Genomic DNA, 25,398 nt, shown 5'->3' with positions numbered 1-25,398 from the left:
CGTCATGAGCTGTGGGGTTAGACGTACCCCACGCCCATTACGCTTAAATAACAGGAGTAAGGGAGCTTTCCAATGGAGAACTTTTGGGAGAATGAATTTGTTCAAACGGCAGGGAACTACAGTGTGGTCATCTTATGCATGGTGTTATTCCTCGCCGTCTTTGAACTGGTTACGAAATATAGAAACTGGGAAGAAATCAAAAAAGGCAATATGGCGGTGGCGATGGCAACTGGCGGGAAAATATTCGGGATCGCGAATATTTTCCGCCATTCCATCTCCCACAACGATACGATCCTGACCACGATCGGATGGGGCGTGTTCGGCTTCGTCCTGTTGCTGATCGGATATTTCATCTATGAATTCCTCACGCCAAAGTTTAAAATTGATGAAGAAATAGAGAATGATAACCGGGCTGTCGGTTTTATTTCACTGGTGATTTCAGTCGGCCTGTCGTATGTCATAGGAGCAGGCATTTCGTAAGGAGAGGGAATATGGAAACATTAGCGAAGGTACTACTCACCCTGTGCGGGGTCTTTATCCTGGTCGGCATCATCTATATGCTGTTCTTTGCATAAATCACCCCCATATCATAATTGTGTACAAACAGACTGTCATATAGTTTTATAGGCAGTCTTTTTTGTTGTCTTTAAAAGGCAGGGACGACAGCCGATCTTGAAGAAGCAAACCTTACCACAATTATCCCCTCACCTTCCCAACTAGGAAGAAAGTACGTCACATCTTCAAATCAAATTGTAACTGAAGTCCCCTTATATTATAATAATGAATAGAAGGAATTTTCTAAAAAATCAGTAAGGAGGGAATGCAATGAACAAACCATGGCTTGCTGAATATCCGGCGGAGATACCGGCCGAGGTGGATCTAACACCAAAGCCGTTACAATCCTATTTATCCGAAGCCGCAACCCTTTACGGGGAGAAGGCAGCGATTCATTTCATGGGGAAAGAAATGAGCTACGAGGAACTTTACAGGTCTGCCCTCAGGTTCGCCAGCTATCTTCAAACACTGGGTATCCAAAAAGGCGACCGGGTGGCGATCATGCTGCCGAATACACCACAGTCGGTCATCGCCTATTACGGGATCCTTTATGCAGGCGGAGTCGTCGTCCAAACGAATCCATTGTATATGGAAAGGGAAATCGAATACCAAATGAAGGATTCGGGCGCAAAGGTGATCCTCACCCTTGATATTTTATATCCGAGGGTATCGAAAGTGATGAAGGATACCGATCTTGAACACATTATTGTAACCGCTATCAAAGATTATCTTCCATTTCCAAAGAACTTCATTTATCCATTTATACAAAAGAAACAATATGGCATCGTCGTGAAAGTCAATCATTCCGGACAGAACCATCTGTTTACAGAAATCATGAAAACGGCTGGAACGGATGTCAGGGAAGAACCATTCGATTTTGAAGAGGATTTAGCTCTTTTACAATACACTGGCGGTACGACAGGTTTCCCGAAAGGTGTCATGCTGACGCATAAAAACCTGGTGGCGAATGCTTCCATGTGTGATCAATGGCTTTATAAGTGTCAAAAAGGGGAAGAAAGGATGCTTGGGATCCTGCCATTCTTTCATGTGTACGGAATGACTGCCGTTCTGATCCTGTCGATCATGCAGGGATATAAAATGATCCTGCTTCCAAAGTTTGATCCTGAAACAACGCTGAAGACGATTCAGAAACAAAAGCCGACCCTGTTTCCAGGCGCGCCGACCATTTATATCGGTTTATTGAATCATCCGGATATTAAAAAATATGATCTGTCATCGATCGATTCATGTCTCAGTGGAAGTGCACCGCTGCCGGTGGAAGTGCAGCAGCAATTCGAAGACGTCACAGGTGGGAAGCTTGTAGAAGGATACGGATTAACCGAATCATCCCCCGTCACCCATTCCAATTTCCTTTGGGACAAAGAGAGAATCAAAGGAAGCATCGGGGTTCCGTGGCCGGGTACTGAGAGCGCAGTCTTTTCAATGGAAACGGGCGAACCGCTGCCTCCGAATGAAATCGGTGAAATCGTCGTCAAAGGTCCTCAGGTCATGAAAGGATATTGGAACCGGCCGGAGGAAACGGCTCAAACGTTAAAGGACGGATGGCTCCTTACAGGGGATCTTGGCTATATGGATGAGAGGGGTTACTTCTATGTGGTCGACCGTAAGAAGGATATGATCATTGCCGGAGGCTTCAACATCTATCCAAGGGAGATTGAAGAGGTCCTTTATGAACATCCTGCAATCCAGGAAGTTGTAGCGGCAGGCGTGCCTGATCCGTATCGGGGAGAGACCGTAAAGGCATACGTTGTCCTGAAAGAAGGGGAGTCTTTAACAGAGGAAGAGCTGAACGAATATTCCCGCAAATACCTTGCAGCCTACAAAGTCCCGCGGATATATGAATTTAGAAAAGAACTGCCGAAAACGGCCGTAGGGAAAATCTTGCGCAGGGCGCTGGTGGAAGAAGAGCGTCAAAAGCTGGATAATGAACAGAAAACAAGTTAAACTGATACGCATTGGTTTTTCTTTTTGTGGGGGAATGGGACAGGCTTTCTATTCTTGACAATCATTGAGAAACATTTTATTATAAAAATATGAATGAATGGTCATTCATATTTTGTTAAGGCAGGTCAAGAACATATGAAACGAAATAAACCTAAATACAAACAGATCATCGATGCCGCTGTGATTGTGATCGCAGAAAATGGCTACCATCAGGCGCAAGTGTCCAAGATTGCGAAGCAGGCAGGAGTGGCCGATGGCACGATATATCTTTATTTCAAAAATAAAGAAGATATCCTGATTTCTTTATTTCAAGAAAAGATGGTTCTCTTTGTAGAAAAAATTGAAGAAGTTATTGCAGGAAAACAGACAGTTTCCGAGAAATTATTAGTGATGATCGAAAATCACTGCAGAATTATGTCGGATGATCATCACCTTGCCATTGTCACGCAGCTCGAACTCAGGCAGTCGAATAAAGAGATCCGCCTGAAGATCAATGATGTGTTAAAGGGGTATCTTCAACTCGTCGATAAAATCCTGATCAGCGGGATGGAGTCCGGGGAATTTTCGGAGGACCTGGATGTCCGTCTTGCACGGCAGATGATTTTTGGCACGTTGGATGAAATGGTGACGACATGGGTGATGAATGATCAGAAGTATGATTTAATGGCTCAAGTCCCTGCGATTCACAAGCTGTTGCTTCATGGATGTGGAGGCAGGAACTAATTTCGTGTAGGGGGAAGAGAGATGGAAAGTTTATCATGGGTTGTAGAAGGGCACGTCGCATCGGTCCAAATCCAAAGACCTCCCGCTAATGCATTGGCGAGCGGCCTGATCAAAGAAATCGATGCCGTCCTGGATGAACTCGAGCATAACCCGGAAGTCAGGGTGATCCTGCTGAAAGGTGAAGGACGATTCTTCTCGGCAGGCGCTGATATTAAAGAATTTACGACCATTGAAACGGGAGAGGAATTCTCTCAGTTGGCGAAAAAGGGTCAGGATGTGTTCGAACGGATGGAGAACTTTCCGAAGCCGATCATCGCAGCCATCCACGGTGCCGCACTGGGCGGCGGCTTGGAGCTCGCAATGGGCTGTCACATCCGTCTTGTAAGCGAAAAGGCGAAACTCGGACTGCCTGAACTTCAATTGGGGCTGGTTCCCGGATTCGCAGGCTCACAGCGCTTGCCGAAGTTGGTAGGCCGTGCGAAAGCGGCTGAGATGCTATTGACGAGCGAACCGATATCCGGTACAGAAGCGGTTCAATGGGGTCTTGCAAATAAAGCATACCCTGAGGATGAGCTTTTTGATAAAGCCAAGGAAATGGCTGATAAGATCGCGAAGAAGAGTCCTGGTGCCATGAAGGCGGCCATCGAGTTATTGAGCTATACGAAAGATGACCGCTTCTATGAAGGGGTCAAGCGGGAATCGGATCTTTTCGGTGACATCTTCGTATCCGCCGATGCCAAAGAAGGAATCTCGGCATTCGTAGAAAAGAGAGAACCGCACTTTAAAGGCTAGAATACATTCTAGTAATATAGTAAACTCTTAGTGAGGGGCAGTTTGATAGAAGCATTCTTTCAAGCTGCCCATTCAAAGGGGTTAAATTGTCGAAATCTTTTTAAGGGAAAGAATGTTTACATTATTAGGAGGGACTTAAGGATGAACATCTATGTACTTTTGAAAAGAACGTTTGATACTGAGGAGAAAATTTCGATCCAAAACGGTCAAATTGCCGAAGACGGAGCTGAATTTATCATAAATCCTTACGATGAATATGCAGTCGAAGAAGCAATTCAAGTCCGTGACGCACACGGCGGTGAAGTGACGGTCGTGACCGTTGGCGGAGAAGAAAGCGAAAAGCAGCTCAGAACGGCTTTGGCAATGGGTGCCGATAAAGCGGTCCTGATCAATACGGAAGATGATCTTGATCATGGTGATCAATTCACAACAGCGAAGATCCTTTCCCACTATTTGAAAGAGCAGGAAGTGGACTTGATCCTTGCAGGAAATGTCGCGATCGACGGCGGATCAGGACAAGTGGGTCCACGTGTGGCTGAACAGCTTGATATCCCTTATGTGACGACGATCACGAAGTTGGAAATCGATGGCGGAAACGTAACGGTAACCCGCGACGTAGAAGGGGATTCAGAAGTCATCGAAACATCCCTCCCACTTCTTGTGACGGCACAGCAAGGGTTGAACGAACCACGCTATCCATCACTTCCAGGGATCATGAAGGCGAAGAAAAAGCCGCTTGAAGAATTGGAACTTGATGACATCGATCTTGATGAAGATGATGTAGAAGCGAAAACAAAAACGATTGAAATTTACCTTCCACCGAAGAAAGAAGCAGGAAAAGTATTAGAAGGCGACTTGGATGCCCAAGTATCAGAGCTTGTTTCACTTCTTCGCAATGAAGCGAAAGTCATATAAAGCAAGAGCACAGCATTAACAAACATTCAGGGGGTATTTAACATGGCGAGAAAAGTATTGGTACTTGGAGAAGTTCGGGACGGTTCATTACGTAATGTTTCCTTTGAAGCGATTGCGGCAGGTAAAACAGTAGCAGAAGGCGGAGAAGTAGTTGGCGTTTTAATTGGCAAAAGTGTAAGCGCTTTAGGTGAAGAAATGATTCACTACGGCGCCGACAAAGTCGTGGTCGTAGAAGACGACAAGCTGGAGCAATATACGTCGGATGGTTATTCACAAGCGGTTCTTTCCGTCATTGATCAGGAGAAGCCTGAAGGGATCATTTTCGGACATACGGCGCTTGGGAAGGATCTGTCACCGAAAGTGGCGAGCAAGCTGAGCACCGGTTTGATTTCCGATGCGACCGACCTTGAAGAAGCAGGCGGAAACCTTGTATTTACAAGACCGATCTACTCAGGTAAAGCATTTGAGAAGAAGATCGTGACTGACGGTGTGATCTTTGCAACGATCCGTCCGAATAACATTGAGCCACTGGCGAAGGACGAATCACGTTCAGGTGAAGTCTCTGCGCTGTCTGTCGATATCAAGGATTTACGCACAATCATCAAGGAAGTTGTACGCAAAGCGAGCGAAGGGGTGGACCTGTCTGAAGCGAAGGTCATCATCGCCGGAGGACGCGGCGTGAAGAGTGAAGACGGATTCAACCCTCTTAAAGAGCTTGCAGATGTTCTTGGAGGAGCTGTCGGAGCATCACGTGGAGCGTGTGACGCTGATTACTGTGATTATTCATTACAGATCGGTCAAACAGGTAAAGTCGTTACGCCTGACCTGTATATCGCCTGCGGTATCTCCGGTGCGATCCAGCATTTGGCCGGTATGTCGAATTCGAAAGTCATCGTTGCCATCAATAAAGATCCGGAAGCGAACATCTTTAACGTGGCTGATTACGGGATCGTAGGAGATCTGTTCGAGGTCGTGCCGATGCTGACAGAAGAATTCAAAAAGCTGAAAGTATCTTCTTCATAATCACCTGCTTGTTTTAAAGTAGCGGTGTTTGGGTAAACACATACTATATAATAAGAATAAGGGTGTGGCTGATTCCTTGGCTGCTCCTTATTTTTTTAGGGCGTAGTATATTCCGTATAGGGAAGGGAATATTAGCTACGAGCAGATTAATGGCATACCCCTGTAAACGGTGGTATACTGACGTTACATTCAAAGATTTTAGGAGGCGCATATAAATGGCTATTACACATTCTACTGATCAAACATTCACAACTGATACAAATTCCGGACTGGTACTTGCGGATTTCTGGGCACCTTGGTGTGGACCTTGTAAAATGATCGCTCCAGTTCTTGAAGAACTTGATAGCGATATGGGTGACAAAGTGAAAATCGTCAAAGTCGACGTTGATGAAAACCAGGAAACAGCAGGTAAATACGGGGTTATGAGTATCCCGACACTGGTTGTCCTGAAAGACGGCGAAGTAGTAGACAAAGTCATCGGTTTCCAACCTAAGGAAGCTCTTGCTGAATTATTGAACAAACACGTATAATCACTACGGATGAAACACCGGGCCCATCACGGGATTCCGGTGTTTTTTTATGCAATAAAGAATGCTCTGCAGGCCCCGCTAAGACAAGCCTCGCCCCAGAATATGGTAGCCCTTTCATAAAGAAAAAAACTTTGTCCACTAAATTTTCAAAAAGCGTTGACTATGATAATCATTCTCGCTATAATTTGAAATGGAATTGAAAATCATTATCATTTAAACAACATTCGGGGGTACTTACATATGAAAAAGAGAGAGTTAACCAAAATCTTTGCAGCATTCCTTCTGACAGGTACAGTGTTGGCTGGTTGTGGATCAGACGATAAGACAGAAGAGAAAGACACTACTTCTTCCCAACAAGATACAGATGAGGTTGAAAAGGAAGAGGAAGCTGACTTCGCTGCTTCATTCGAAGAAGCAAAAGCTGAGCTTTCAAAAGCGAAAGAAGGACAAGACGTCGATTTCGATCTTGTCAGCTCGATTTATACAGACAACCTGCAAGAGCTGGTGCAAAAGCGTGACCAGGAGTTTGAAGATTCAGTGGATGAGCACATTTCAACTGCCCTGACTGCAGGCAAAGACGGCTCCCTTGATTCAGTGGTCGTAGCCCAGATTTTTGATAAACTAATGCAAAAAGTATTCTATACAACGATCAAACATGAATTCACTGAAGTAGCCGAGAACTGGGGCGATAAAGAAGAAGTGAATGAAGAAATCGAAGAAGCGAAAGAATTCTATGAAATCCTTCAATCAACGGTGGAAAAAAGAGATCAGGCTTATGAAACAAATATGGTGGATGCCATCAATGGCGGATTCGAAGAAATCGAAAAAGCGGTTGAAGCAGATGATGAGCTTGGCTTCCAGCTTGGAAAACAAGTTGTGGATAAAACGTTGATGAAAACCTTCTACCTGGCTGCAGGTGCGGTTCCAAACGGATATGCTACGAAAGCAGCGGCAGAAGCGAAGGAAAACCCTGAGGCTGCCAAAGCAGAGCAGGCAGAGGGCTGGGCATTCTATCAGTCGCTTGCGAGCTACTTGACGAAAAATGCACCGGAAGAAGCTGAAGCAATCAACAGCCAATTCGACCTGCAAACAGACGTTGCGTCACTTGACCCGGAAGCAGTCAACCACGCGTTCATCCGCGGGTTCGCGAAAATCGCCCTTCATGAATATGAAGAAAGCGAAGAGAATTGGGGAGAAGATAAATCGACGATCACTGCTTTAGAAGGCGCATTGTTCATTGATTTGATTTCTTCCGATATCAAGACCCTGCTTGGAGAAGAAACGTACCAGACATTATCAACAGATGCTCAAAGCTACTTAGAAGCTGTTAAAGCACAAGAGAAAGAAAAAGCAGAAACAATCAGAGAGAACATTGAGAACATGTTGAATGATGTGATTGCGAAAGCGAATAAATAGTCATTTGGGTTGACCCTGTACAACGGTGGGATGTCTGTTATCAAGTTCCGGTGAATTTGATTTCAGGCATTTTTTCCGAATAAAGGGGTCAACCCTTTTTCACTTTCTCGTCAAAGTAAGATACAATATAGGATGGTTAAATCGCAACGGTACGAGGTGTAAGAAATTGAAGATCATAATTACCGGGGGCGCAGGTTTCATCGGGTCCCATCTGTCAAGGAAGCTCCTTGAGGAAAAACATGAAGTATTGATAATAGATAGTTTTCACCCTTATTACTCCCCTGAGAGGAAAAAAAGGCAGCTGTCCCACGTGAAAGAAAGGGGAATGGTGACCTTTGTAGAGAAGGATCTGCTGGTGGATGAAGAAGCGTTGCAGGACGTGTTTCAGCGTTTCCAAGCCGATTGTGTCGTGCATCTTGCAGCAATCCCGGGGGTATCCCATTCGCTGGAGGTCCCGAATGAATATGTGGATTATGACATCAAAGCGACCATCAATGCGCTGAAGCTTGCCGGGGAAAGCGGAGTGAAGAAATTCCTGTTTGCTTCCTCGTCATCTGTTTATGGGAATATCGATCAGCGTCCTTCGAAGGAAGAGGAAGCAACGGGAGAAGTTGTGTCCCCTTATGCAGCGGCCAAATATGGTGCAGAAGCTTTTTGCAAAGCGTATGCGTCCATCTACGGCCTGGACTTGACGATTCTCCGTTTCTTCACGGTATATGGACCGTGGGGAAGACCGGACATGGCAATTTATTCATTCATCGAGAAGCTGATGAAGAATGAGGAAATCCCCATCTTCGGCCTTGAAAATAAAAGGGATTATACATACATAGATGATATCGTCAGCGGTACGTGCAAAGCGATTGAAAGTGAGGCGACCGGGACATTCAATCTCGGAAACGGCCATCCTGTCTCGATGGAGGATCTCATCAATGAATTGAAAGTACATTTTCCACGGCTCAGACTGAAGGTCACTGACAGGAGAGTCGGCGATGTCACGTCGACGTGGGCGGATATCGGGAAGGCAAAAGACGTTCTCGGTTATGCACCTGCCGTTTCATTCAGTGAAGGGATCAAGCGGACGGTCGAGTGGATGAAAGAACATGAGCAAAGCGTACTATAAGCTCGCCATTAATGGCGTCCGTATCCTTCTGTTCGGTTTATTCATTCTGTTGGTTTCGGTTTACCTTGATAAAGAATCCCTGATGGAAACCGGCAGGCGGGTGCTCGCCAATCCCGGAACGATTACAGTCGTCCTCGGAATCTATTTCCTTTCATTTCTCTTAAAAGGACTTGCATGGAAAATGTACCTGAAAGGCAGTGTGAGATTAAGCAGCTGTCTCATCGGCCTGTTTTACAGCCTGCTGTTCAATCATTTATTGCCCCTGAAGGTAGGCGATGGATTACGTGTGATGGTGATGCATCACCGGGAGAACGTTACTGTGGAGAAGTCGTTCCACTCAGTGTTTGTCCTCAGGGTCATTGACACATTGTCGCTCCTATTCCTGATTGGATTGGGTCTCCCGTTTTTTTCATTATCACTTGAAGTGCCGGGTTTGTATTCATTGATCATACTGGGAAGTCTCGTGACCGGAGGGGGATTTCTTCTGTGGAAAGTATTCCCCCGGTTACTTGCCCGGCAGCTGAGCATGTTGAAAGACGCGCTGTCAGGTGTGCGGGGCATTGGGATCACCGGTCTCGTTCTCGGAAGCTGGATACTTGAAGGGGCTGTCCTTTTCGGCGTCGGGTCGGTCATGTACCACCCGCTGTCTGCGTGGGCGGCCATATGGGTGAACAGTGTCACGATCGCCGGACAGATGTTCCAATTTGCCCCGGGGGGAATCGGGACGTATGAGTCGATCATGAGCTACGCTCTGCTTTCGATCGGCATCCCGTTAAAGGACGGTCTTTCGATGGCATTGTTTAGTCATGGATTGAAATTCCTCTTTTCGTATATCGCTGGAGGAATCGTTATTGCATTAGCACCTGTTTCGATCGCACAAATGAAGCGGTGGATCAGGATGAAAGGATGAATGGGTTTGAAGAGTGCATCAAAATTTGAAAAAGTAGCGGCGCGAGGGTGGAACCTGCTCAATGAAGGAAAGCCATTCACCCCGATTTTTGTGGTGGGGACGATGATGATCTTTCATTTTCAGGAACTGCTAAACGGAGAGGTCCTTCCTTTCCTGATCAGTTTACTGTTTACCCTTCCGTTGTTCATTGTATATTTCTTTTATGATTTCCCGTTGTTTTTACGCAACTATTTATGGATACCTGTCATAGGGTTCCTGATTTTATTTGACACACCAGACCTGAGTCTTTGGGGACTTGGGATCGGATTGTATTTCTTTTTTACCGTGTTTTTCTGGGGAACGTTTTATTATCACCTCCGGATCGGAACGGATTGGCTGAACTTCACAAGATTTTGGAAGCTCGTCTTGAAGAACAGTGACTCGACAAGCGGGAATGCCCAGGAGCAGCTGCCGAAATTCTTATTGTTGCTGGCTGTGTGGAACGGGATCATGACCCACCTGTCAAATGGCGAGGCAGTTCCTATGACTTACTTCTTCTTATATGGGGGAATCCTGATCCTTGCTTTCGTCCTTCATTATTATCTCTTTGACTGGAAACCGAAACAATATGATTCATTCACGGATGATGAACCTCTAAATGAGGAAGCGCTGAACGATAAAGTCGTGGTCATTGTGATAGATGGAATGAGGAAAGAACGGTTTTATGAAGCGGACACACCTTATCTTGACTCTCTGATGGAAAGAGGGACAGAATATTTGAATATGGAGACGGTGTACCCTGCAAGGACCGTTGTGTGTTTCTCTTCCATGTTCACAGGCACCTATCCACGGGAGCACGGCATGAAATCGAATATGGTATGGAAGCTCGGGATCAAGGTGGAGAGCATCTTTGATTCACTCCGGAAAGTAGGGAAGAAAGGGAAGATGCTCGGTATCGCTCACTTAGTCGATTCATTTGGCAAAGACGTGGAGACGGTAACGGCTGTCATGCATAAAGACAAGGCAGACCGGAACATCATCAACAAAGCGAAAGTGATCATGGAAGAACAAGATCCGGATCTGTTCATCGTCCAATTGATCGGAACCGATCAAATCGGCCACAGCAGAGGTGTGCTGTATGATGAATATATCGAAAAGATTCAAGAAGCAGATGCGTTGATACAGGAATACGTCGAGTGGCTCGAAGCTTCTGGGAAGATGGAGAACACGACCTTGATGATCTGTGCCGATCATGGCCAGGCAGACGGGATCGGCGGACACGGCCACCTCGATGAAGGAGAGCGGTATGTCCCTTTCTTCATGGTCGGTCCTGGTGTGAAGCAAGGGGAGAAAGTCCAGGAGAAAAGAAGCCTTGTCTCCATGGCACCAACGATTGCGTACCTGCTCGGTGCACCATATCCGAGCCACAGCAGGGGCCCTGTATTAAAAGAGGCAATGAAAGAGGGTTGGAAGCAGCATGAATAAGCAGAAAGTCATCGTATTTATGCCTGCCCACAATGAAGAAGAATCAATCGGGGACGTGATCAAGCGTGTGCCCCGATCGATTCATCCATGGGTAGAGGTAGAAGTGCTCGTCATCAATGACGGCTCAACGGACAGGACGGTTGAAGTCGCCAGACATGCCGGTGCCGACCATATCATCACATTTGAAAGAAACCAGGGCCTCGGGGCTGCGGTAAGAGAGGGATTGAAAGCGTCGGTTGAATTGGGCGCACACATCGGTGTGATGATTGATGCAGACGGTGAATACCCACCTGAACAAATCCCGGATCTCCTGCTCCCGATCTTTAACGGGGAAGCGGATTATACGATGGGATCTAGATTCCTCGGAACAATCAACGGCATGAAGCTTCACCGCAGACTGGGAAACTATTGCTTCACGGCGCTTCAATCCATCCTGCTCATGAAATGGATTTATGACGGTCAGTCAGGAATGAGGGCGTTCTCAAGGCAGACAATGGAGCATGCAGAAATCATCCATGATTATAATTATGCCCAGGTGCTCACCCTCAACCTCGTCCGAAAAGGATTCAGGGTGAAGGAAATTCCGATTCTTTACTACGTGAGAACGACAGGAAGGTCCTTTATCAAGTTCCAATCGTATATGTCCTCGGTGCTGCCGGCGATCTACAAGGAAATGAGAAAGCCTGTTGAGAAAGTATATGTGGAAGAAAAGGCCCATCTCATCCCGATCAACGAAGGAAGTAATACTTTTGCTAAATAAACGGGGCTTTCTCCGGAGAAAATAAGTACTCTCATCGCATGATGAAGTGCTTATTTTTTATTGACAATACGAATGATAATCATTATCATTATTACCAGGAGGGGTTACATATATGAAAAAGACGTTCACCACGTTTACACTACTGTTTTTACTATATAACATCGTTTTTTCTTCAACGGCATCCGCCTATTCATATGGAGATCCGAGTGAAGAGAAAATAGCAGAAGCTTATAAAGAAATCATGATCAAGCTCGATGAAGACCCTCCGAATTACAAAGAGTCCAAGAAAATTTACGAAACCGTTCAAGAAGAAGTGGACCAGCATATGGGAGAAAAACCTTCCCAGGTCATTCTCGATGAACTTGACAACAAAGAAAAAGAAAAGGTCATCCAACATTTTGATGAACTGCTCGTCCTCAATATCGCAAGAAGACTTGAGGGGATTGATCAAAACTTTTCTGAATATGATACTAGTAAGCGATTACTTGCAAAAGGATTTGCTACATATAAAACGCTCTCCCCGAAAGTAGAAGGGGAAAATCCTGAATTGGATGGGAAGATCCGGGAAGCGTTCGATCAAGCGCTGGAATCGTTAGGGAATCCTGGTTTGTTCGGCGTCGGAACGAAGAAATCCGATCAAGAGGCGTTTAAAGAAAATAAAACATTCATACTGGATTCCCTGCAAGAAGAATTCAATATCAAAAGCCTTGAAGTGGGGCATTTCGCAGAAAGCGCCACCGAGGAATCTTCAGGGAAACAAGAGTGGACGGATATTTCAAATCTGAAAAACTGGCTGCCGATCATCATCATTGTGGCGGGGCTTGCAGCTGCGATCGTCTACGCGGTCAGAAAACGGAAATGAGAACATAACAGTCGGGGATTGACCTGGTAAGGAGGAATTACTTTGGAAATTCAAGCTTTGCTGATTACCTTTCGTGAAGTGCTGGAAGCATTACTGATCATTGGGATCATCACGACCTATCTGAAGAAAATGGATTTTGGTCACTATACGAAGTATGTTTGGCTCGGAGCCGGATTGGCAGTACTCGCAAGTGTCGGAGTGGCCATGTTGTTTCAACTCGTATTTACCGGATTTGCTGCCATGGGCAGTGAAATATACTTGAAAATAAGCATCATGCTGATTTCTTCCATCCTCCTTACGCAAATGGTTTTCTGGATGGCAAAACACAGCCGGGACCTTAAAGGCAATATGGAGGGCAAGATGAAGACGTTCATCACAACCGGCAATATCGTCGGGATGGTCATCCATTCATTCCTTGTCGTCCTTCGTGAAGGTGTAGAGACCGTCTTCTTCTTCGCAGCCATCACCGGTGGGGATATCGGGGCTGCCATGCAGGGATGGGGCGCGATCACTGGAGTTGCGATCGGTGCATTGGTCGCTTATCTGTTCTTCAAGGGAACGATGCGTATTTCCCTCAAGAGCTTCTTTAAAGTGACAGGTGCCTTTATCATCTTGATCTCTGCAGGATTACTCGTTCAGGCGATTTCAATGATGCAGGATATCGGCATGATCGGCAGCGTGATCCCTCATCTGTATGATCTGACATGGATCCTGCCTGAGCATCCTATCGACTATGCTCATTTCTTAAGGGATACAGGAAGTGCACCGCTGTTATCAGGTGATGTCGGTATCTTTCTGAAAGCATTGTTCGGCTACTCATCGATGCCTTCGATTGAGGAAGTGATTTCGTACATCGGCTACTTTGTAGCGATCTACTTCCTGACTTCATCAAAGCCGAAAACGGTTGAAGCGAAGCAGCCGGTGAAATCGACTGTATCTGAATTAAGTCCACAAACCAAATAAGGGTAGTGAAGTTCCAAACCCCGTTGTTCTTAAAGATTGAACACCCTTTTCGAAAGGTGTACACTTTTTAGAGGAATGGTGTTTGGTTCTTTTTTTAGGTAAACTATTTATTTAAAATGTTTTAGTAACTCTCGATTATGACTTAGAAAGTGCTGGGTTGATTTCCGCTCCAGATGCTCGCTTTCCGCGGGGATGGCGGTGAGCCTCCTCGGACTTCGTCCTGCGGGGTCTCACCTGTCCATCAGTTCCCGCAGGAGTCGAGCATCTTCCGCTCCAATCAACTTCAAAGTGAAGTGTTAAACATGTATGATCATTTTAAGTAAATCCTTTATAGATAATCAGGGGACTATTTTTCCAGTTGTGGTATAAGGAATTCCCCCAACATTTTCAGAGTATAGTTCTAATCAAAAAGCAGAACAAAAACCAATAATATTTTAATCGTTATCATAGTTCGAGGGTGAAGTGCGTGAAGTGGAATGTAGAGAAGTATGTGAGTTGGCCGAATGGGTTGGGGGCAGCGGCGGTTGTGCTTGTATTGATCCTTCAATGGATGTGGGTGCCTGCCTTTGCAGCCACGTGGGATATGGTGGATTTCTCCCTTGGGGTGGTGCATTTTGATATGTATCAAATGCGGCCACACTTCCCCGGGTACCCTTATTTTATTCTGGGCGGGAAAGCCCTTCATCTCCTGGTGGATGATCCGGCCAAATCACTGTCCCTTTTTAATATCCTCCTGTACGGAAGCGGGATGATCCCGATGTTCCTTCTGGTGAAGCGGCTCGTTCAGCCTTCTCAATCCATCATGGCTGTGGCGATTCTTTATAGTAGCAGCTTCACGGTTTTGATGGTGAATCAACCGATGTCAGAAGGGGCTGCGATTGGGATGATGTGGTGGTACATATGGAGTTTGGTGTACGCCCACGACCGGGCACATAAAGGATTTTTGATTGTGCCGCTGTTTGTATTCAGCCTGCTCCTTGGGATCAGGCTTTCATATGTAGCGCTCGGAGTGGGAATCCTGATGGTGATGGGAATAAAGTGGAGAAGTGGAACGCTCAAAGTGAAAGAGATCCCACTCTTTCTTGTCATCGGGATTCTCTTTCAGCTCCTTTGGGTTACTGCCATCTCGATTTCAGAAGGGGGATACAGTAGCTTTCTCCGCCTGGCGTTCTCGTTTACAAACGGGCATTTCCAGGAATGGGGCGGTGCGATCGGCGCGTCGGACCTCGGACTCTTTGAGCGGGGCAGCAAACTGCTGTTTGAAAACACGATGTGGACAGGTGGCGTGGCGAGGTCCGTCCCTCTTCTCGTACTTTTGGTATCAGCTCTGCTCTTGGCGTGGAAGGCTCGTGTCAATCGTCATATGATGATCAGGCTGATACTTGTCCTTCTCGGGGGTTATCTTCTGTGGGCGCTTTTTGCCCAGAATGTGATGAAGCCCCGTCACGCACTGCCGCTCATCGGAATGGGGATATTCCTTATTACCGTGAAGGTTTACTCCGGCAGGCAATCTCCCATCCGTCTGATGATACTTTCGCTTCTATTGATGTTTCAGGTTTTTCATACAGGGAAGCTATTATATAGTCATCATTCTGATATTCCGGCTGTTTATCAGCTCGCCCATTTTCTTGAGAAGAAAGATGAGCCACTGATCGTGTATACGTGGGAAGAGTCGAGGGTGTTTGAGTATCTCTCCGTTCCTTTCCGCCACGAAAAAGTGGAAACGTATGAGGTGTTTTCAGTGGATGCAGGATATTATCCTGACCGGGATATTTATGTAACCGATAAAGTTCTTGAAGGGTTCCGTCAGCAGGGAGTACCTGTTGATTCCTTCAAGAAGATAAAACAATTTGAATCAAATGAACTCATGGATCCCGTCTATCATGAGATTACATTGTATAAATATCAAGGCAAGCTCAACACCAAAACCAGAGGGGAGGAAGACCGATGAATCAGAATATCACGAATAAATTAGCGCTGCTCCCCGATCAGCCAGGATGTTATTTAATGAAGGACAGACAGGGGACGATCATTTATGTAGGCAAGGCAAAGGTGCTGAAAAACCGGGTCCGATCATACTTCACCGGTTCACATGACGCGAAGACCCAGCGTCTCGTCGGGGAGATCGAGGACTTTGAATACATCATGACCTCATCAGACCTTGAAGCCCTCGTCCTTGAGATGAATTTGATCAAAAAATATGACCCGAAATACAACGTCATGCTGAAGGATGATAAAAGCTATCCGTTCATCAAATTGACCAATGAACGGCATCCGAGGCTCATCACCACCCGTAAAGTACAACGGGGAAAGGGGAGGTATTTCGGACCGTACCCGAACGCCGGGGCGGCGAATGAAACGAAGAAGCTGCTTGACCGGCTGTATCCTCTGCGGAAATGCACGACCCTTCCTGACAGGGCATGCCTTTACTACCATATGGGGCAATGTCTCGCCCCGTGCATCAAAGAAGTGAGCAAGGATACATACCGTGAAATGGTCGATGAGATTTCCAGGTTTCTTAATGGAGGATATAAAGACATCAAGAAACAGTTGACGGAAAAGATGAACGAGGCGGCGGAGAATCTGGAATTTGAAAGAGCAAAGGAATTCAGGGACCAGATCCTCCACATCGAAGCGACGATGGAAAAACAGAAAATGACGATGACCGATTTCACCGACCGTGATGTGTTCGGCTATTCGGTTGATAAAGGCTGGATGTGTGTGCAGGTGTTCTTCGTCCGGCAAGGGAAGCTCATAGAACGGGACGTTTCCTTGTTCCCTGTCTATGATGAACCAGAAGGTGAATTCCTGACGTTCCTAGGGCAGTTCTATTCTAAATCCAATCATTTTAAGCCGAAGGAAATATTCCTACCGGAAAGTATCGATGTGGAACTGGCGGCAAAGCTGCTGGATGTGAAAATCACACAGCCTCAACGTGGTAAGAAGAAGGAACTGGTGAAGCTTGCCGAGAAAAATGCGAGCCAGGCACTCGGTGAAAAATTTGCCCTGATCGAAAGGGATGAAGAACGGACGATCAAAGCCATTGAACGACTCGGGGAGCATATGGGGATTTATACCCCGTTCAGGATCGAAGCGTTCGATAACTCGAACATCCAGGGATCAGACCCGGTTTCGGCGATGATTGTCTTCATCGACGGCAAACCGGAGAAGAAAGAATACCGTAAGTACAAGATCAAGACCGTTACCGGTCCGGATGATTATGATTCCATGAGGGAAGTTGTCCGGAGAAGATACAGCAGAGTATTGAAAGACGGGCTGCCTTTACCCGACCTCATCATCATCGATGGAGGAAAAGGACAAATCGAAGCAGCGAGAGAAGTGCTGGAGCAGGAACTGGGACTCGATATCCCGATTGGTGGACTGGCGAAGGACGACAAGCACCAGACGTCCGAGCTGCTATACGGGAATCCCCTACAGATTGTACCGCTTGAGAAACGAAGCCAGGAATTCTATCTTCTGCAGCGGATCCAGGACGAAGTCCACCGTTTCGCCATCACCTTCCACCGTCAGCTCAGAGGGAAGAGCGCATTTCAATCTACGCTTGATGACATTGACGGGATTGGACCAAAGAGGAAAAAGCAGCTGCTGAAGCATTTTGGTTCCATGAAGAAAATGAAAGAAGCCAGTGTTGAACAATTCACCGAGATTGGGATTCCTGAAGCAGTCGCAAAGGATTTGGTGGAGAAGCTGAAGCAGAATACTTAGAAAGTAGTCTGTAATACGATTTGCAAAAACCATGATAAAAGTAGCTAATTTGAAAATGCACATTGTATCACGAAATCCCGTGTGCTATAATAAATGAAAATTTATACATTATCACTTTTTAAAGTGGTGATAGAGGTGCGAACTTCAAGAGTACAGGTGAAGAGGAGTATGAGCTCCGTTGAGATGCCTGGAAAGGGGAGAATCGCCGAAGTGGTTATAGTCTCATGCTGTTTCCGCTGGTCCTGCGTTTAAGAAATGTAGGATTGTCAAGATGATTCAATCTTGGAGAGCTATCTCACAATGCCAATGAACCTATTACGTATGTTCCGCTGTATGTTCATAAAGCAATGAGATATCATTCTCATTGCTTTTTTTATTATCAGCAATGAGGTCTGTTTCAGGCCTGTATGTGAACACATAGGATGATTGTGATTACTCTTCATCATAAAAATTGAGCCATGGATTTGCGCTCAGAAAGAGGGAGAAGTCGTGAGTATTATTGTTCAGAAATTCGGTGGGACTTCAGTCGGGTCTGTAGACAGAATTCAAAATGTTGCGTCAAGGATCGCTGAAGAAAAAGAAAGAGGGAATGATGTCGTCGTCGTGGTGTCTGCCATGGGGAAAACGACCGATACGCTTGTAGGTCTTGCAAGGGAGATTACATCACAGCCGAGCAAACGGGAGATGGATATGCTGCTCTCAACCGGAGAGCAGGTGACGATATCCCTGCTGACGATGGCCCTCATCCAGGCCGGGCATGACGCCATTTCATTTACAGGCTGGCAGGCCGGGATCGAAACCGAATCCGTACACAGCAACGCGAGGATCACAAACATCCATACTGAGAAAATCGAGGCGAACCTTCAGGAAGGAAGAGTCGTCATTGTAGCCGGATTCCAGGGCATGACTGAAGCAGGGGAAATCACCACCCTGGGCCGCGGCGGCTCGGATACGACGGCGGTTGCGATCGCAGCTGCGCTGAAAGCGGAACGCTGTGATATTTATACAGACGTGGACGGGGTGTATACGACTGATCCCCGCTTTATTGAAGGAGCAAGGAAATTACCGTCCATCTCTTATGATGAAATGCTTGAACTGGCCAATCTCGGTGCAGGCGTCCTGCATCCGAGGGCGGTGGAGTTTGCGAAAAACTATTCAATCCCGCTGGAAGTAAGATCCAGTATTGAAAGAGCAGAAGGAACGTATATTGAGGAGGAAGCAAGCATGGAACAAAACCTGATTGTAAGAGGAGTAGCATTTGAAAATGACATCACACGGGTCACGGTATTCGGACTCCAAAATGCGTTGACGGGCCTTTCTTCCGTGTTCACGACACTTGCCAAGAATCATCTGAATGTAGATATCATCATCCAGACCCAAACCGACCAGAATACAACCAACTTATCTTTCTCGATCAAAGAACAGGATCTTGAAGAAACCCTGTCTGTGCTCGAGCGCAATAAAAATGTACTGAAATTTACCCATGTTGAACATGAAAGCGGACTTGCGAAAGTATCCATCGTCGGATCCGGCATGATTTCAAACCCAGGTGTTGCAGCGGAAATGTTCGAAGTATTGGCCCAGAATGACATCACTGTCAAAATGGTCAGCACATCAGAAATCAAAGTATCAACAGTCGTGGACGGAGAATATATGCAAAAAGCAGCCCGCGTCCTGCATACGGCGTTCAACCTAGATGCCGTGAAAGTGGAGGAAGTCACGCTGTAACATAAAGGTGAAAAAGAATAAAAAAAATCCGAACGATCATTCGAAAATCTTGCTAAAGATCGAATGAGTTCGGATTCTTTTTTGAAAACATGCTGAGTCTTGCCTGGATGTAGTCACTAAAGTTGATTTATTCTATGATGTCTTTATCGTCCCATCTCACGACGATTTTCACGGAATGATTCCGCTTATGTATTTCATCGGCAGCTTCTGCCACGCATTTTCTCTGCAGTTGGATTTGTTCCGCAAGAAACCCTGTTTCCAGCTTGAAGTTGACATCTGTTTTCAGTGCCAGGCGCCGTTCGATCACCGGTCCGTTTAATTCAAAGGTCATCTCGCTTTTCTTTTGTTCCAGAAGCGTCAGATTTCCCCAGCCGGCTTCAGTGAAGAATGATGATAATTCCTCGGTTGAATGAAGGGGGAACTTCCGGGAAAGCTGTTTTCCACCCCAGTAGAGAATATCCGGCGTATGTTTGCCTAAAATATCTGGAATCAATATGTCTCGTAACATTTCATATCCGAAGATTGGAACGGACGGCTGCTGTATTTCTTCATTTTTCTGTTCCAAGTAAATCCCCTCTTTCTATAAAACTATTATATACATGAAAAGGGGAATTATCATCCCATACAATGAAAAAATGACGTTGGGATATTTTGGCGCTATAATATTATTTCTCCATTTGTTTAAATTTTCAAATATTTTAACAGGGAAAACCGCTTCTTTTTCGTTATCAATATATTAAAAATATTTTTGCGATATTGTCGAAATTATGAATACGTTTTCTTGACGCTTCCACTCCTTGGGAGTAAAATGAACATGTCACATTATTGTTACAATATAAAATATGTATCGCTGTCTAATATTGGTAGATAGAATTAGAAAGCGAATTCATATTTTATCATTAAGGGGGGTAAATCATGGCTGGAAATCGAGAATTTAATTATCGCAGGCTTCATTCATTGCTAGGTGTTATTCCAGTTGGATTATTTTTAACACAACATTTAGTCGTGAACCATTTTGCCACTGGTGGGGAAGAGTCATTTAACCAAGCGGCACACTTTATGGAAAGTCTTCCTTTCCGTTATTTCCTTGAACTCTTTATCATCTTCCTTCCATTGTATTTCCATGCGATTTACGGAATCTATATTGCATTCACTTCAAAGAATAATGCAAGCAGGTTCGGTTATTTCCGTAACTGGATGTTTTTGCTTCAACGTGTTTCCGGAGTGATCACATTCATTTTCGTAACATGGCATATCTGGGAAACAAGGGTAGCGGCAGCTTTTGGAGCTGAAGTGAACTTTCAAATGATGGAAAACATTTTATCGAATCCATTTATGTTAGGATTTTACGTGCTTGGTGTGCTTTCAACGATCTTCCACTTCGCAAACGGCTTATGGTCATTCTGCGTGAGCTGGGGACTTACGGTTACACCACGTTCTCAATTAATTGCTACATATGTTACGATCGGGATTTTTGTGGCATTATCGATTGTCGGTATGCGTGCAATCTTTGCCTTCGTATAAGAATGAATGATATGCGAGTCTGATAGATTAAATAAGTGCTCTCGAAGTATGGTAGGAAAAGGAGTGAGTCACGATGAGTAAAGGCAAAATCATCGTTGTCGGTGGCGGTTTAGCCGGCCTGATGGCCACAATTAAAGCAGCAGAAAAAGGAACGCAAGTCGATTTATTCTCACTGGTACCCGTAAAGCGTTCTCACTCTGTATGTGCACAAGGCGGTATTAACGGAGCCGTTAATACGAAGGGAGAAGGGGACTCTCCTTGGGAACATTTTGACGATACGGTTTATGGCGGGGATTTCTTAGCCAATCAACCGCCTGTCAAAGCGATGACGGAAGCGGCACCTGGGATCATCCACTTGCTTGATCGTATGGGTGTCATGTTCAACCGTACGCCGGAAGGATTGCTTGATTTCCGTCGTTTCGGTGGGACTCAGCATCACAGAACCGCATTCGCAGGTGCGACAACTGGTCAGCAGTTGTTATATGCACTGGACGAGCAGGTACGCCGCCATGAAGTGGCTGGATTAGTAAGCAAGTTCGAAGGTTGGGAATTCCTTGGGGTCGTCATTGATGACGAAGGCGTCGCACGTGGGATCGTGGCGCAAAACCTTCAAACGATGGAAATCAAATCCTTTGCAGCAGATGCAGTCATCATGGCATCAGGCGGGCCGGGGATCATCTTCGGTAAGTCTACAAACTCTGTCATCAATACAGGTTCAGCTGCATCGATCGTGTATCAGCAGGGTGCTTACTATGCAAATGGTGAGTTCATCCAGATCCATCCGACTGCGATTCCCGGGGACGATAAGCTCCGCCTCATGAGTGAATCTGCCCGTGGTGAAGGTGGACGAGTCTGGACGTATAAAGACGGTAAGCCTTGGTACTTCCTTGAAGAGAAGTATCCTGCATACGGAAACCTTGTACCACGTGATATCGCCACCCGTGAAATCTTTGACGTGTGCGTGAATCAAAAGCTTGGTATTAATGGAGAGAACATGGTTTACCTGGATCTTTCCCATAAAGATTCTAAAGAGCTTGATATCAAGCTTGGCGGAATCATCGAAATCTATGAGAAGTTCATGGGTGACGATCCGCGTAAAGTACCAATGAAAATCTTCCCTGCCGTTCACTACTCAATGGGTGGATTATGGGTTGATTACGATCAAATGACGAATATCCCTGGTCTATTCGCTGCCGGTGAGTGTGATTATTCACAGCACGGTGGTAACCGTCTGGGTGCGAACTCGTTATTATCTGCGATTTACGGTGGTATGGTCGCCGGTCCTAACGCAATTAAATATATTGAAGGTTTGGAGAAAACGTCCGAATCTGTTCCATCTGAACTGTTTGAGCGCTACGTGAAGCAGGAAGAAGATAAATGGAACGACATCATGTCTATGGATGGTACGGAAAATGCGTACGTTATCCATAAGGAGCTTGGCGAATGGATGACGGATAACGTAACGGTTGTACGTCATAACGACAAGCTGAAGCAGACCGATGAGAAGATCCTGGAACTGATGGAGCGTTACAAAAAAATCAATATCAATGATACGGCAAAATGGAGCAACCAAGGTGCGACATTCACCCGTCAATTGTGGAACATGCTGCAGCTTGCCCGTGTCATCACAATCGGCGCATTGAATCGTGATGAAAGCCGCGGCGCCCATTACAAGCCTGACTTCCCGGAACGTAATGATGAAGAATTCCTGAAGACGACAATGGCGAAATACAATGCCGTGACGAATTCACCTGAGTTCCATTACGAGGAAGTGGATACATCACTGATCCCGCCGCGTAAGCGTGACTATTCTAAAAGCAAAGGGGGAAGTAAATGATGAGTGAAAATAAAAAAGTCCGTTTTATCATTACTCGTCAGGACAGCCCGGAAGCAGCCCCTTTCCAAGAAGAGTTCGAACTAGATTACCGTCCGAATATGAACGTCATTTCCGCACTGATGGAAATCCGTCGTAACCCGGTCAATGCCAAAGGGGAACAAACCACTCCGATCAACTGGGACATGAACTGTCTTGAAGAGGTGTGTGGAGCTTGTTCAATGGTGATCAACGGGAAGCCGAGACAGTCATGTACGGCACTTGTCGATCAATTGGAACAGCCGATCCGCCTTGAGCCGATGCGCACATTCCCTGTTGTCCGCGACCTGCAGGTAGACCGCAGCCGCATGTTCGACAGCTTGAAAAAGGTCAAAGCATGGATCCCGATCGATGGAACGTACGATCTTGGTCCTGGACCGCGTATGCCGGAGAAAAAGCGTCAGTGGGCGTATGAATTATCGAAATGCATGACGTGCGGAGTATGCCTTGAAGCGTGCCCGAACGTAAACAGCAAATCGGACTTCATCGGTCCGGCGCCATTATCGCAGGTACGTCTGTTCAACGCCCATCCAACAGGTGCGATGAACCAGGACGAGCGTCTGGAAGCCATCATGGGTGACGGCGGCCTTGCAAACTGTGGAAACTCCCAAAACTGTGTTCAATCATGTCCAAAAGGAATTCCTTTGACAACATCGATTGCCGCACTGAACAGGGAAACCACTTTCCAAATGTTCAAGAACTTCTTCGGAAGCGATCATATGGTTGACTGATACCAGCAAAAGCACTTTCCTTCGGGGGAGTGCTTTTTGTTTTTCATAAAACAGCCCATTTTGCTGCATAGTAGACAAAAAGGAAACGTTTAGGAGTGGTGGATGTGAAACGGACGATCGCTGCATGTATTCTGTTGATCACGATTATTTTCACAGGGAAAGCAGCCGCGGTAGAAAAACCGGCTACCTTTGAGCTGACGATCTTACATACAAATGATGTTCATGCACATCTGGAAAATATCCCGTATCTTCATACGGCAATTAAGAAAGAAAGGGAAAAAGATGGGGAAGCGCTCCTGTTTGATGCAGGCGATGTGTTTTCAGGCACGCTGTATTTTAACGAGTATCTTGGTCAGGCCGATGCCGAATTCATGAATGCGATCGGCTATGACGGGATGACGTTTGGGAATCATGAATTTGATAGGGGAAGCGGCGTGCTGGCTGATTTCATCAAAGAGCTTTCTTTTCCTGTGATTAGCAGCAATGTGGATGTCCGCCGGGATCCGTATCTTTCCCCTTTAATAGGAAAGGGGCCACCGGAAAAAGCAGAGGGTGGAAAAATATATCCATCCATCATCAAGTCTGTGAGGGGTGTGGACGTGGGAATCATCGGTGTCACCACGGAAGACACAGCTTTCCTTTCAAGCCCGTCTGCTGACATACAATTCCAGGATGCAGCCCGTCGTGTGAAGGAGGAGGTAGCGAGTCTTCAGAGTAAGGGAGTCAATCATATCATCCTCCTGTCCCATTTGGGCATCCTTCAGGACAAAGTGCTCGCCCAAACGGTGGAGGGGATTGATGTCATCATCGGCGGCCATTCCCATTCGAAGCTGCCGCATCCCATCGTGTATCATGGAAAAAGTGGGCCTGTGTTGATTGTGCAGGCCCATGAGTACGGGAATGATCTCGGTAAAATCCAAGCCTCTTTTTCCAAAGAGGGGGTGCTGACGGGCTGGGAAGGTGAACTGATCCCGCTCCGTGCAAAGGATGCAAAAGGCCATGACAGATTCCCGGCCGATCCATGGGCGAAAGAGCGGTTGGCACAATTGGATGAGCCGATACAAGAAGCGAAGCAAAAGGTGATCGGATCTACGACGGTGCCGCTGATCGGCGACCGCCATTCTGTCCGGACAGAAGAGACCAATCTCGGCAATCTCATAACAGACAGCATGGTCGAAAAAGCGAACAGCATCGCCCCTGTCCACATCGCGTTTCAAAACGGGGGCGGCATTCGTACATCATTGGCAAAAGGGGATATTACAATAGGGGATGTACTCGAAGTTTTACCGTTCGGAACCGCACTTGTCAGGCTGGATCTCACCGGGGAAGAAATCCTCCGGGCATTGGAGCACAGTGTGGCAAAAGTAGAAGAAGAAGCGGGCCGGTTCCTCCAGGTGTCCGGAATCACCTTCTGTTTCGATCCGGCGAAAGATCCTGGCAGCAGGGTGACAGACGTCCTTATCGGAGGAAAGCCCCTTGATCCCGATCAGTCGTACCGTGTGGCCACCAATGGATTCCTTGCCAATGGGGGAGACGGATATGCCGTTTTCCGGGAAGCGAAAGATGCCGGCCGCATATCCGAACTTTACATCAGCCTGTATGACGTGTTGAGTGACTACCTCCAACAGCACTCGCCCGTGTCCCCTGAAATCGAGGGAAGGATCAGGCAGGCGGACAAAGAATAACCCAACAAAAAGAGCGGCCGTTATGAGCTGCTTTTATTGTTGGGTTTTCAAGGTTTCTTATTTTTCTGAAAACAGGTATAATGATATTGAATGAATCACCATTCATTTTATCTTGTTTCCATATATAAAAGGA

General features: G+C 46.2%; 22 protein-coding genes and 1 riboswitch. Of the genes, 21 read left to right on the top strand and 1 reads right to left on the bottom strand.

All coding sequences use genetic code 11. The features are described 5' to 3' along the window. The first annotated feature begins 72 nt into the window (after positions 1-72). The 17 genes from KH172YL63_RS16090 (at position 73) to KH172YL63_RS16010 (ending at position 19,452) form a co-directional block, all read left to right on the top strand. Entirely contained in the window at positions 73-480 is a 408-nt protein-coding gene (locus KH172YL63_RS16090) for a DUF350 domain-containing protein (protein WP_173107057.1), read from the top strand. Positions 481-825: 345 nt separating this feature from the next. Beyond that, a complete protein-coding gene (locus KH172YL63_RS16085) occupies positions 826-2,520 on the top strand; it encodes a long-chain-fatty-acid--CoA ligase (protein WP_173107056.1) in 1,695 nt (564 codons plus the stop codon). Positions 2,521-2,655: 135 nt separating this feature from the next. Then, a complete protein-coding gene (locus KH172YL63_RS16080; protein ID WP_173107055.1) occupies positions 2,656-3,243 on the top strand; it encodes a fatty acid metabolism transcriptional regulator FadR in 588 nt (195 codons plus the stop codon). 21 nt (positions 3,244-3,264) lie between these two features. Continuing rightward, positions 3,265-4,035 carry an enoyl-CoA hydratase gene (locus KH172YL63_RS16075; RefSeq protein WP_173107054.1) on the top strand — a complete coding sequence of 257 codons (771 nt, stop codon included), beginning with the start codon at positions 3,265-3,267 and terminating at the stop codon, positions 4,033-4,035. A 141-nt stretch (positions 4,036-4,176) separates the two neighbouring features. Then, complete coding sequence (locus KH172YL63_RS16070; protein ID WP_173107053.1) at positions 4,177-4,950, top strand: electron transfer flavoprotein subunit beta/FixA family protein; 774 nt, start codon at positions 4,177-4,179, stop codon at positions 4,948-4,950. Between the two features lie 42 nt (positions 4,951-4,992). Further along, the gene (locus tag KH172YL63_RS16065) at positions 4,993-5,973 is read left to right on the top strand and encodes an electron transfer flavoprotein subunit alpha/FixB family protein (RefSeq protein WP_173107052.1); all 981 of its coding nucleotides are present in this window, start codon (positions 4,993-4,995) and stop codon (positions 5,971-5,973) included. A gap of 215 nt (positions 5,974-6,188) precedes the next feature. Beyond that, a complete protein-coding gene (gene trxA, locus KH172YL63_RS16060) occupies positions 6,189-6,503 on the top strand; it encodes a thioredoxin (RefSeq protein WP_173107051.1) in 315 nt (104 codons plus the stop codon). 240 nt (positions 6,504-6,743) lie between these two features. Beyond that, positions 6,744-7,919, top strand: coding sequence for a hypothetical protein (locus tag KH172YL63_RS16055; protein ID WP_173107050.1), 1,176 nt, complete (start codon positions 6,744-6,746; stop codon positions 7,917-7,919). A gap of 166 nt (positions 7,920-8,085) precedes the next feature. Continuing rightward, positions 8,086-9,039 carry an SDR family NAD(P)-dependent oxidoreductase gene (locus KH172YL63_RS16050; RefSeq protein WP_173107049.1) on the top strand — a complete coding sequence of 318 codons (954 nt, stop codon included), beginning with the start codon at positions 8,086-8,088 and terminating at the stop codon, positions 9,037-9,039. Next, positions 9,020-9,949 carry a lysylphosphatidylglycerol synthase transmembrane domain-containing protein gene (locus KH172YL63_RS16045; protein ID WP_173107048.1) on the top strand — a complete coding sequence of 310 codons (930 nt, stop codon included), beginning with the start codon at positions 9,020-9,022 and terminating at the stop codon, positions 9,947-9,949. Before KH172YL63_RS16050 ends, KH172YL63_RS16045 begins: the two co-directional genes overlap by 20 nt. 6 nt (positions 9,950-9,955) lie before the next feature. Then, positions 9,956-11,413, top strand: a complete 1,458-nt coding sequence (locus KH172YL63_RS16040; protein ID WP_173107047.1) for an alkaline phosphatase family protein — start codon at positions 9,956-9,958, stop codon at positions 11,411-11,413. After that, positions 11,406-12,173 carry a glycosyltransferase family 2 protein gene (locus tag KH172YL63_RS16035; protein ID WP_173107046.1) on the top strand — a complete coding sequence of 256 codons (768 nt, stop codon included), beginning with the start codon at positions 11,406-11,408 and terminating at the stop codon, positions 12,171-12,173. Before KH172YL63_RS16040 ends, KH172YL63_RS16035 begins: the two co-directional genes overlap by 8 nt. A gap of 112 nt (positions 12,174-12,285) precedes the next feature. Continuing rightward, the gene (locus tag KH172YL63_RS16030) at positions 12,286-13,035 is read left to right on the top strand and encodes a hypothetical protein (RefSeq protein WP_173107045.1); all 750 of its coding nucleotides are present in this window, start codon (positions 12,286-12,288) and stop codon (positions 13,033-13,035) included. 42 nt (positions 13,036-13,077) lie between these two features. After that, positions 13,078-13,998, top strand: coding sequence for an FTR1 family iron permease (locus KH172YL63_RS16025; protein ID WP_173107044.1), 921 nt, complete (start codon positions 13,078-13,080; stop codon positions 13,996-13,998). A 466-nt stretch (positions 13,999-14,464) separates the two neighbouring features. Further along, the gene (locus tag KH172YL63_RS16020; RefSeq protein WP_173107043.1) at positions 14,465-15,949 is read left to right on the top strand and encodes a hypothetical protein; all 1,485 of its coding nucleotides are present in this window, start codon (positions 14,465-14,467) and stop codon (positions 15,947-15,949) included. Continuing rightward, the gene (gene uvrC, locus KH172YL63_RS16015; protein WP_173107042.1) at positions 15,946-17,724 is read left to right on the top strand and encodes an excinuclease ABC subunit UvrC; all 1,779 of its coding nucleotides are present in this window, start codon (positions 15,946-15,948) and stop codon (positions 17,722-17,724) included. Before KH172YL63_RS16020 ends, uvrC begins: the two co-directional genes overlap by 4 nt. 122 nt (positions 17,725-17,846) lie before the next feature. After that, a riboswitch (Lysine riboswitch) is annotated at positions 17,847-18,025 on the top strand. Between the two features lie 188 nt (positions 18,026-18,213). Continuing rightward, positions 18,214-19,452 carry an aspartate kinase gene (locus tag KH172YL63_RS16010; protein ID WP_173107041.1) on the top strand — a complete coding sequence of 413 codons (1,239 nt, stop codon included), beginning with the start codon at positions 18,214-18,216 and terminating at the stop codon, positions 19,450-19,452. A 127-nt stretch (positions 19,453-19,579) separates the two neighbouring features. Here the strand turns inward: KH172YL63_RS16010 and KH172YL63_RS16005 are convergent, their stop codons facing one another. Then, positions 19,580-20,017: a YslB family protein gene (locus tag KH172YL63_RS16005; RefSeq protein WP_232066044.1), complete on the bottom strand. Its 438-nt coding sequence runs from the start codon at positions 20,015-20,017 to the stop codon at positions 19,580-19,582. A gap of 350 nt (positions 20,018-20,367) precedes the next feature. On the opposite strand from KH172YL63_RS16005, the gene KH172YL63_RS16000 reads away from it, so the two are divergent. From KH172YL63_RS16000 to KH172YL63_RS15985, 4 genes are all read left to right on the top strand, one after another. Beyond that, the gene (locus KH172YL63_RS16000; protein WP_173107040.1) at positions 20,368-20,976 is read left to right on the top strand and encodes a succinate dehydrogenase cytochrome b558 subunit; all 609 of its coding nucleotides are present in this window, start codon (positions 20,368-20,370) and stop codon (positions 20,974-20,976) included. A gap of 73 nt (positions 20,977-21,049) precedes the next feature. Then, the gene (sdhA, locus tag KH172YL63_RS15995) at positions 21,050-22,813 is read left to right on the top strand and encodes a succinate dehydrogenase flavoprotein subunit (RefSeq protein ID WP_173107039.1); all 1,764 of its coding nucleotides are present in this window, start codon (positions 21,050-21,052) and stop codon (positions 22,811-22,813) included. Further along, positions 22,813-23,580 (top strand): succinate dehydrogenase iron-sulfur subunit, encoded by a 768-nt coding sequence (gene sdhB, locus KH172YL63_RS15990; RefSeq protein ID WP_173107038.1) that lies wholly within the window; start codon positions 22,813-22,815, stop codon positions 23,578-23,580. The genes sdhA and sdhB overlap by 1 nt, the downstream gene beginning before the upstream one ends. Positions 23,581-23,684: 104 nt before the next feature. Continuing rightward, on the top strand, positions 23,685-25,265 hold the full coding sequence (locus tag KH172YL63_RS15985; protein ID WP_173107037.1) for a bifunctional metallophosphatase/5'-nucleotidase: 1,581 nt from the start codon (positions 23,685-23,687) through the stop codon (positions 25,263-25,265). The last annotated feature ends 133 nt before the right edge of the window (positions 25,266-25,398 follow it).

Origin of the sequence: Bacillus sp. KH172YL63 (assembly GCF_011398925.1) — a bacterium.
GTDB lineage: Bacteria > Bacillota > Bacilli > Bacillales > Bacillaceae_B > Rossellomorea.
The sequence above is the reverse complement of the archived record's forward strand: the minus strand, read 5'-3'. Positions and strand labels throughout refer to the sequence as shown.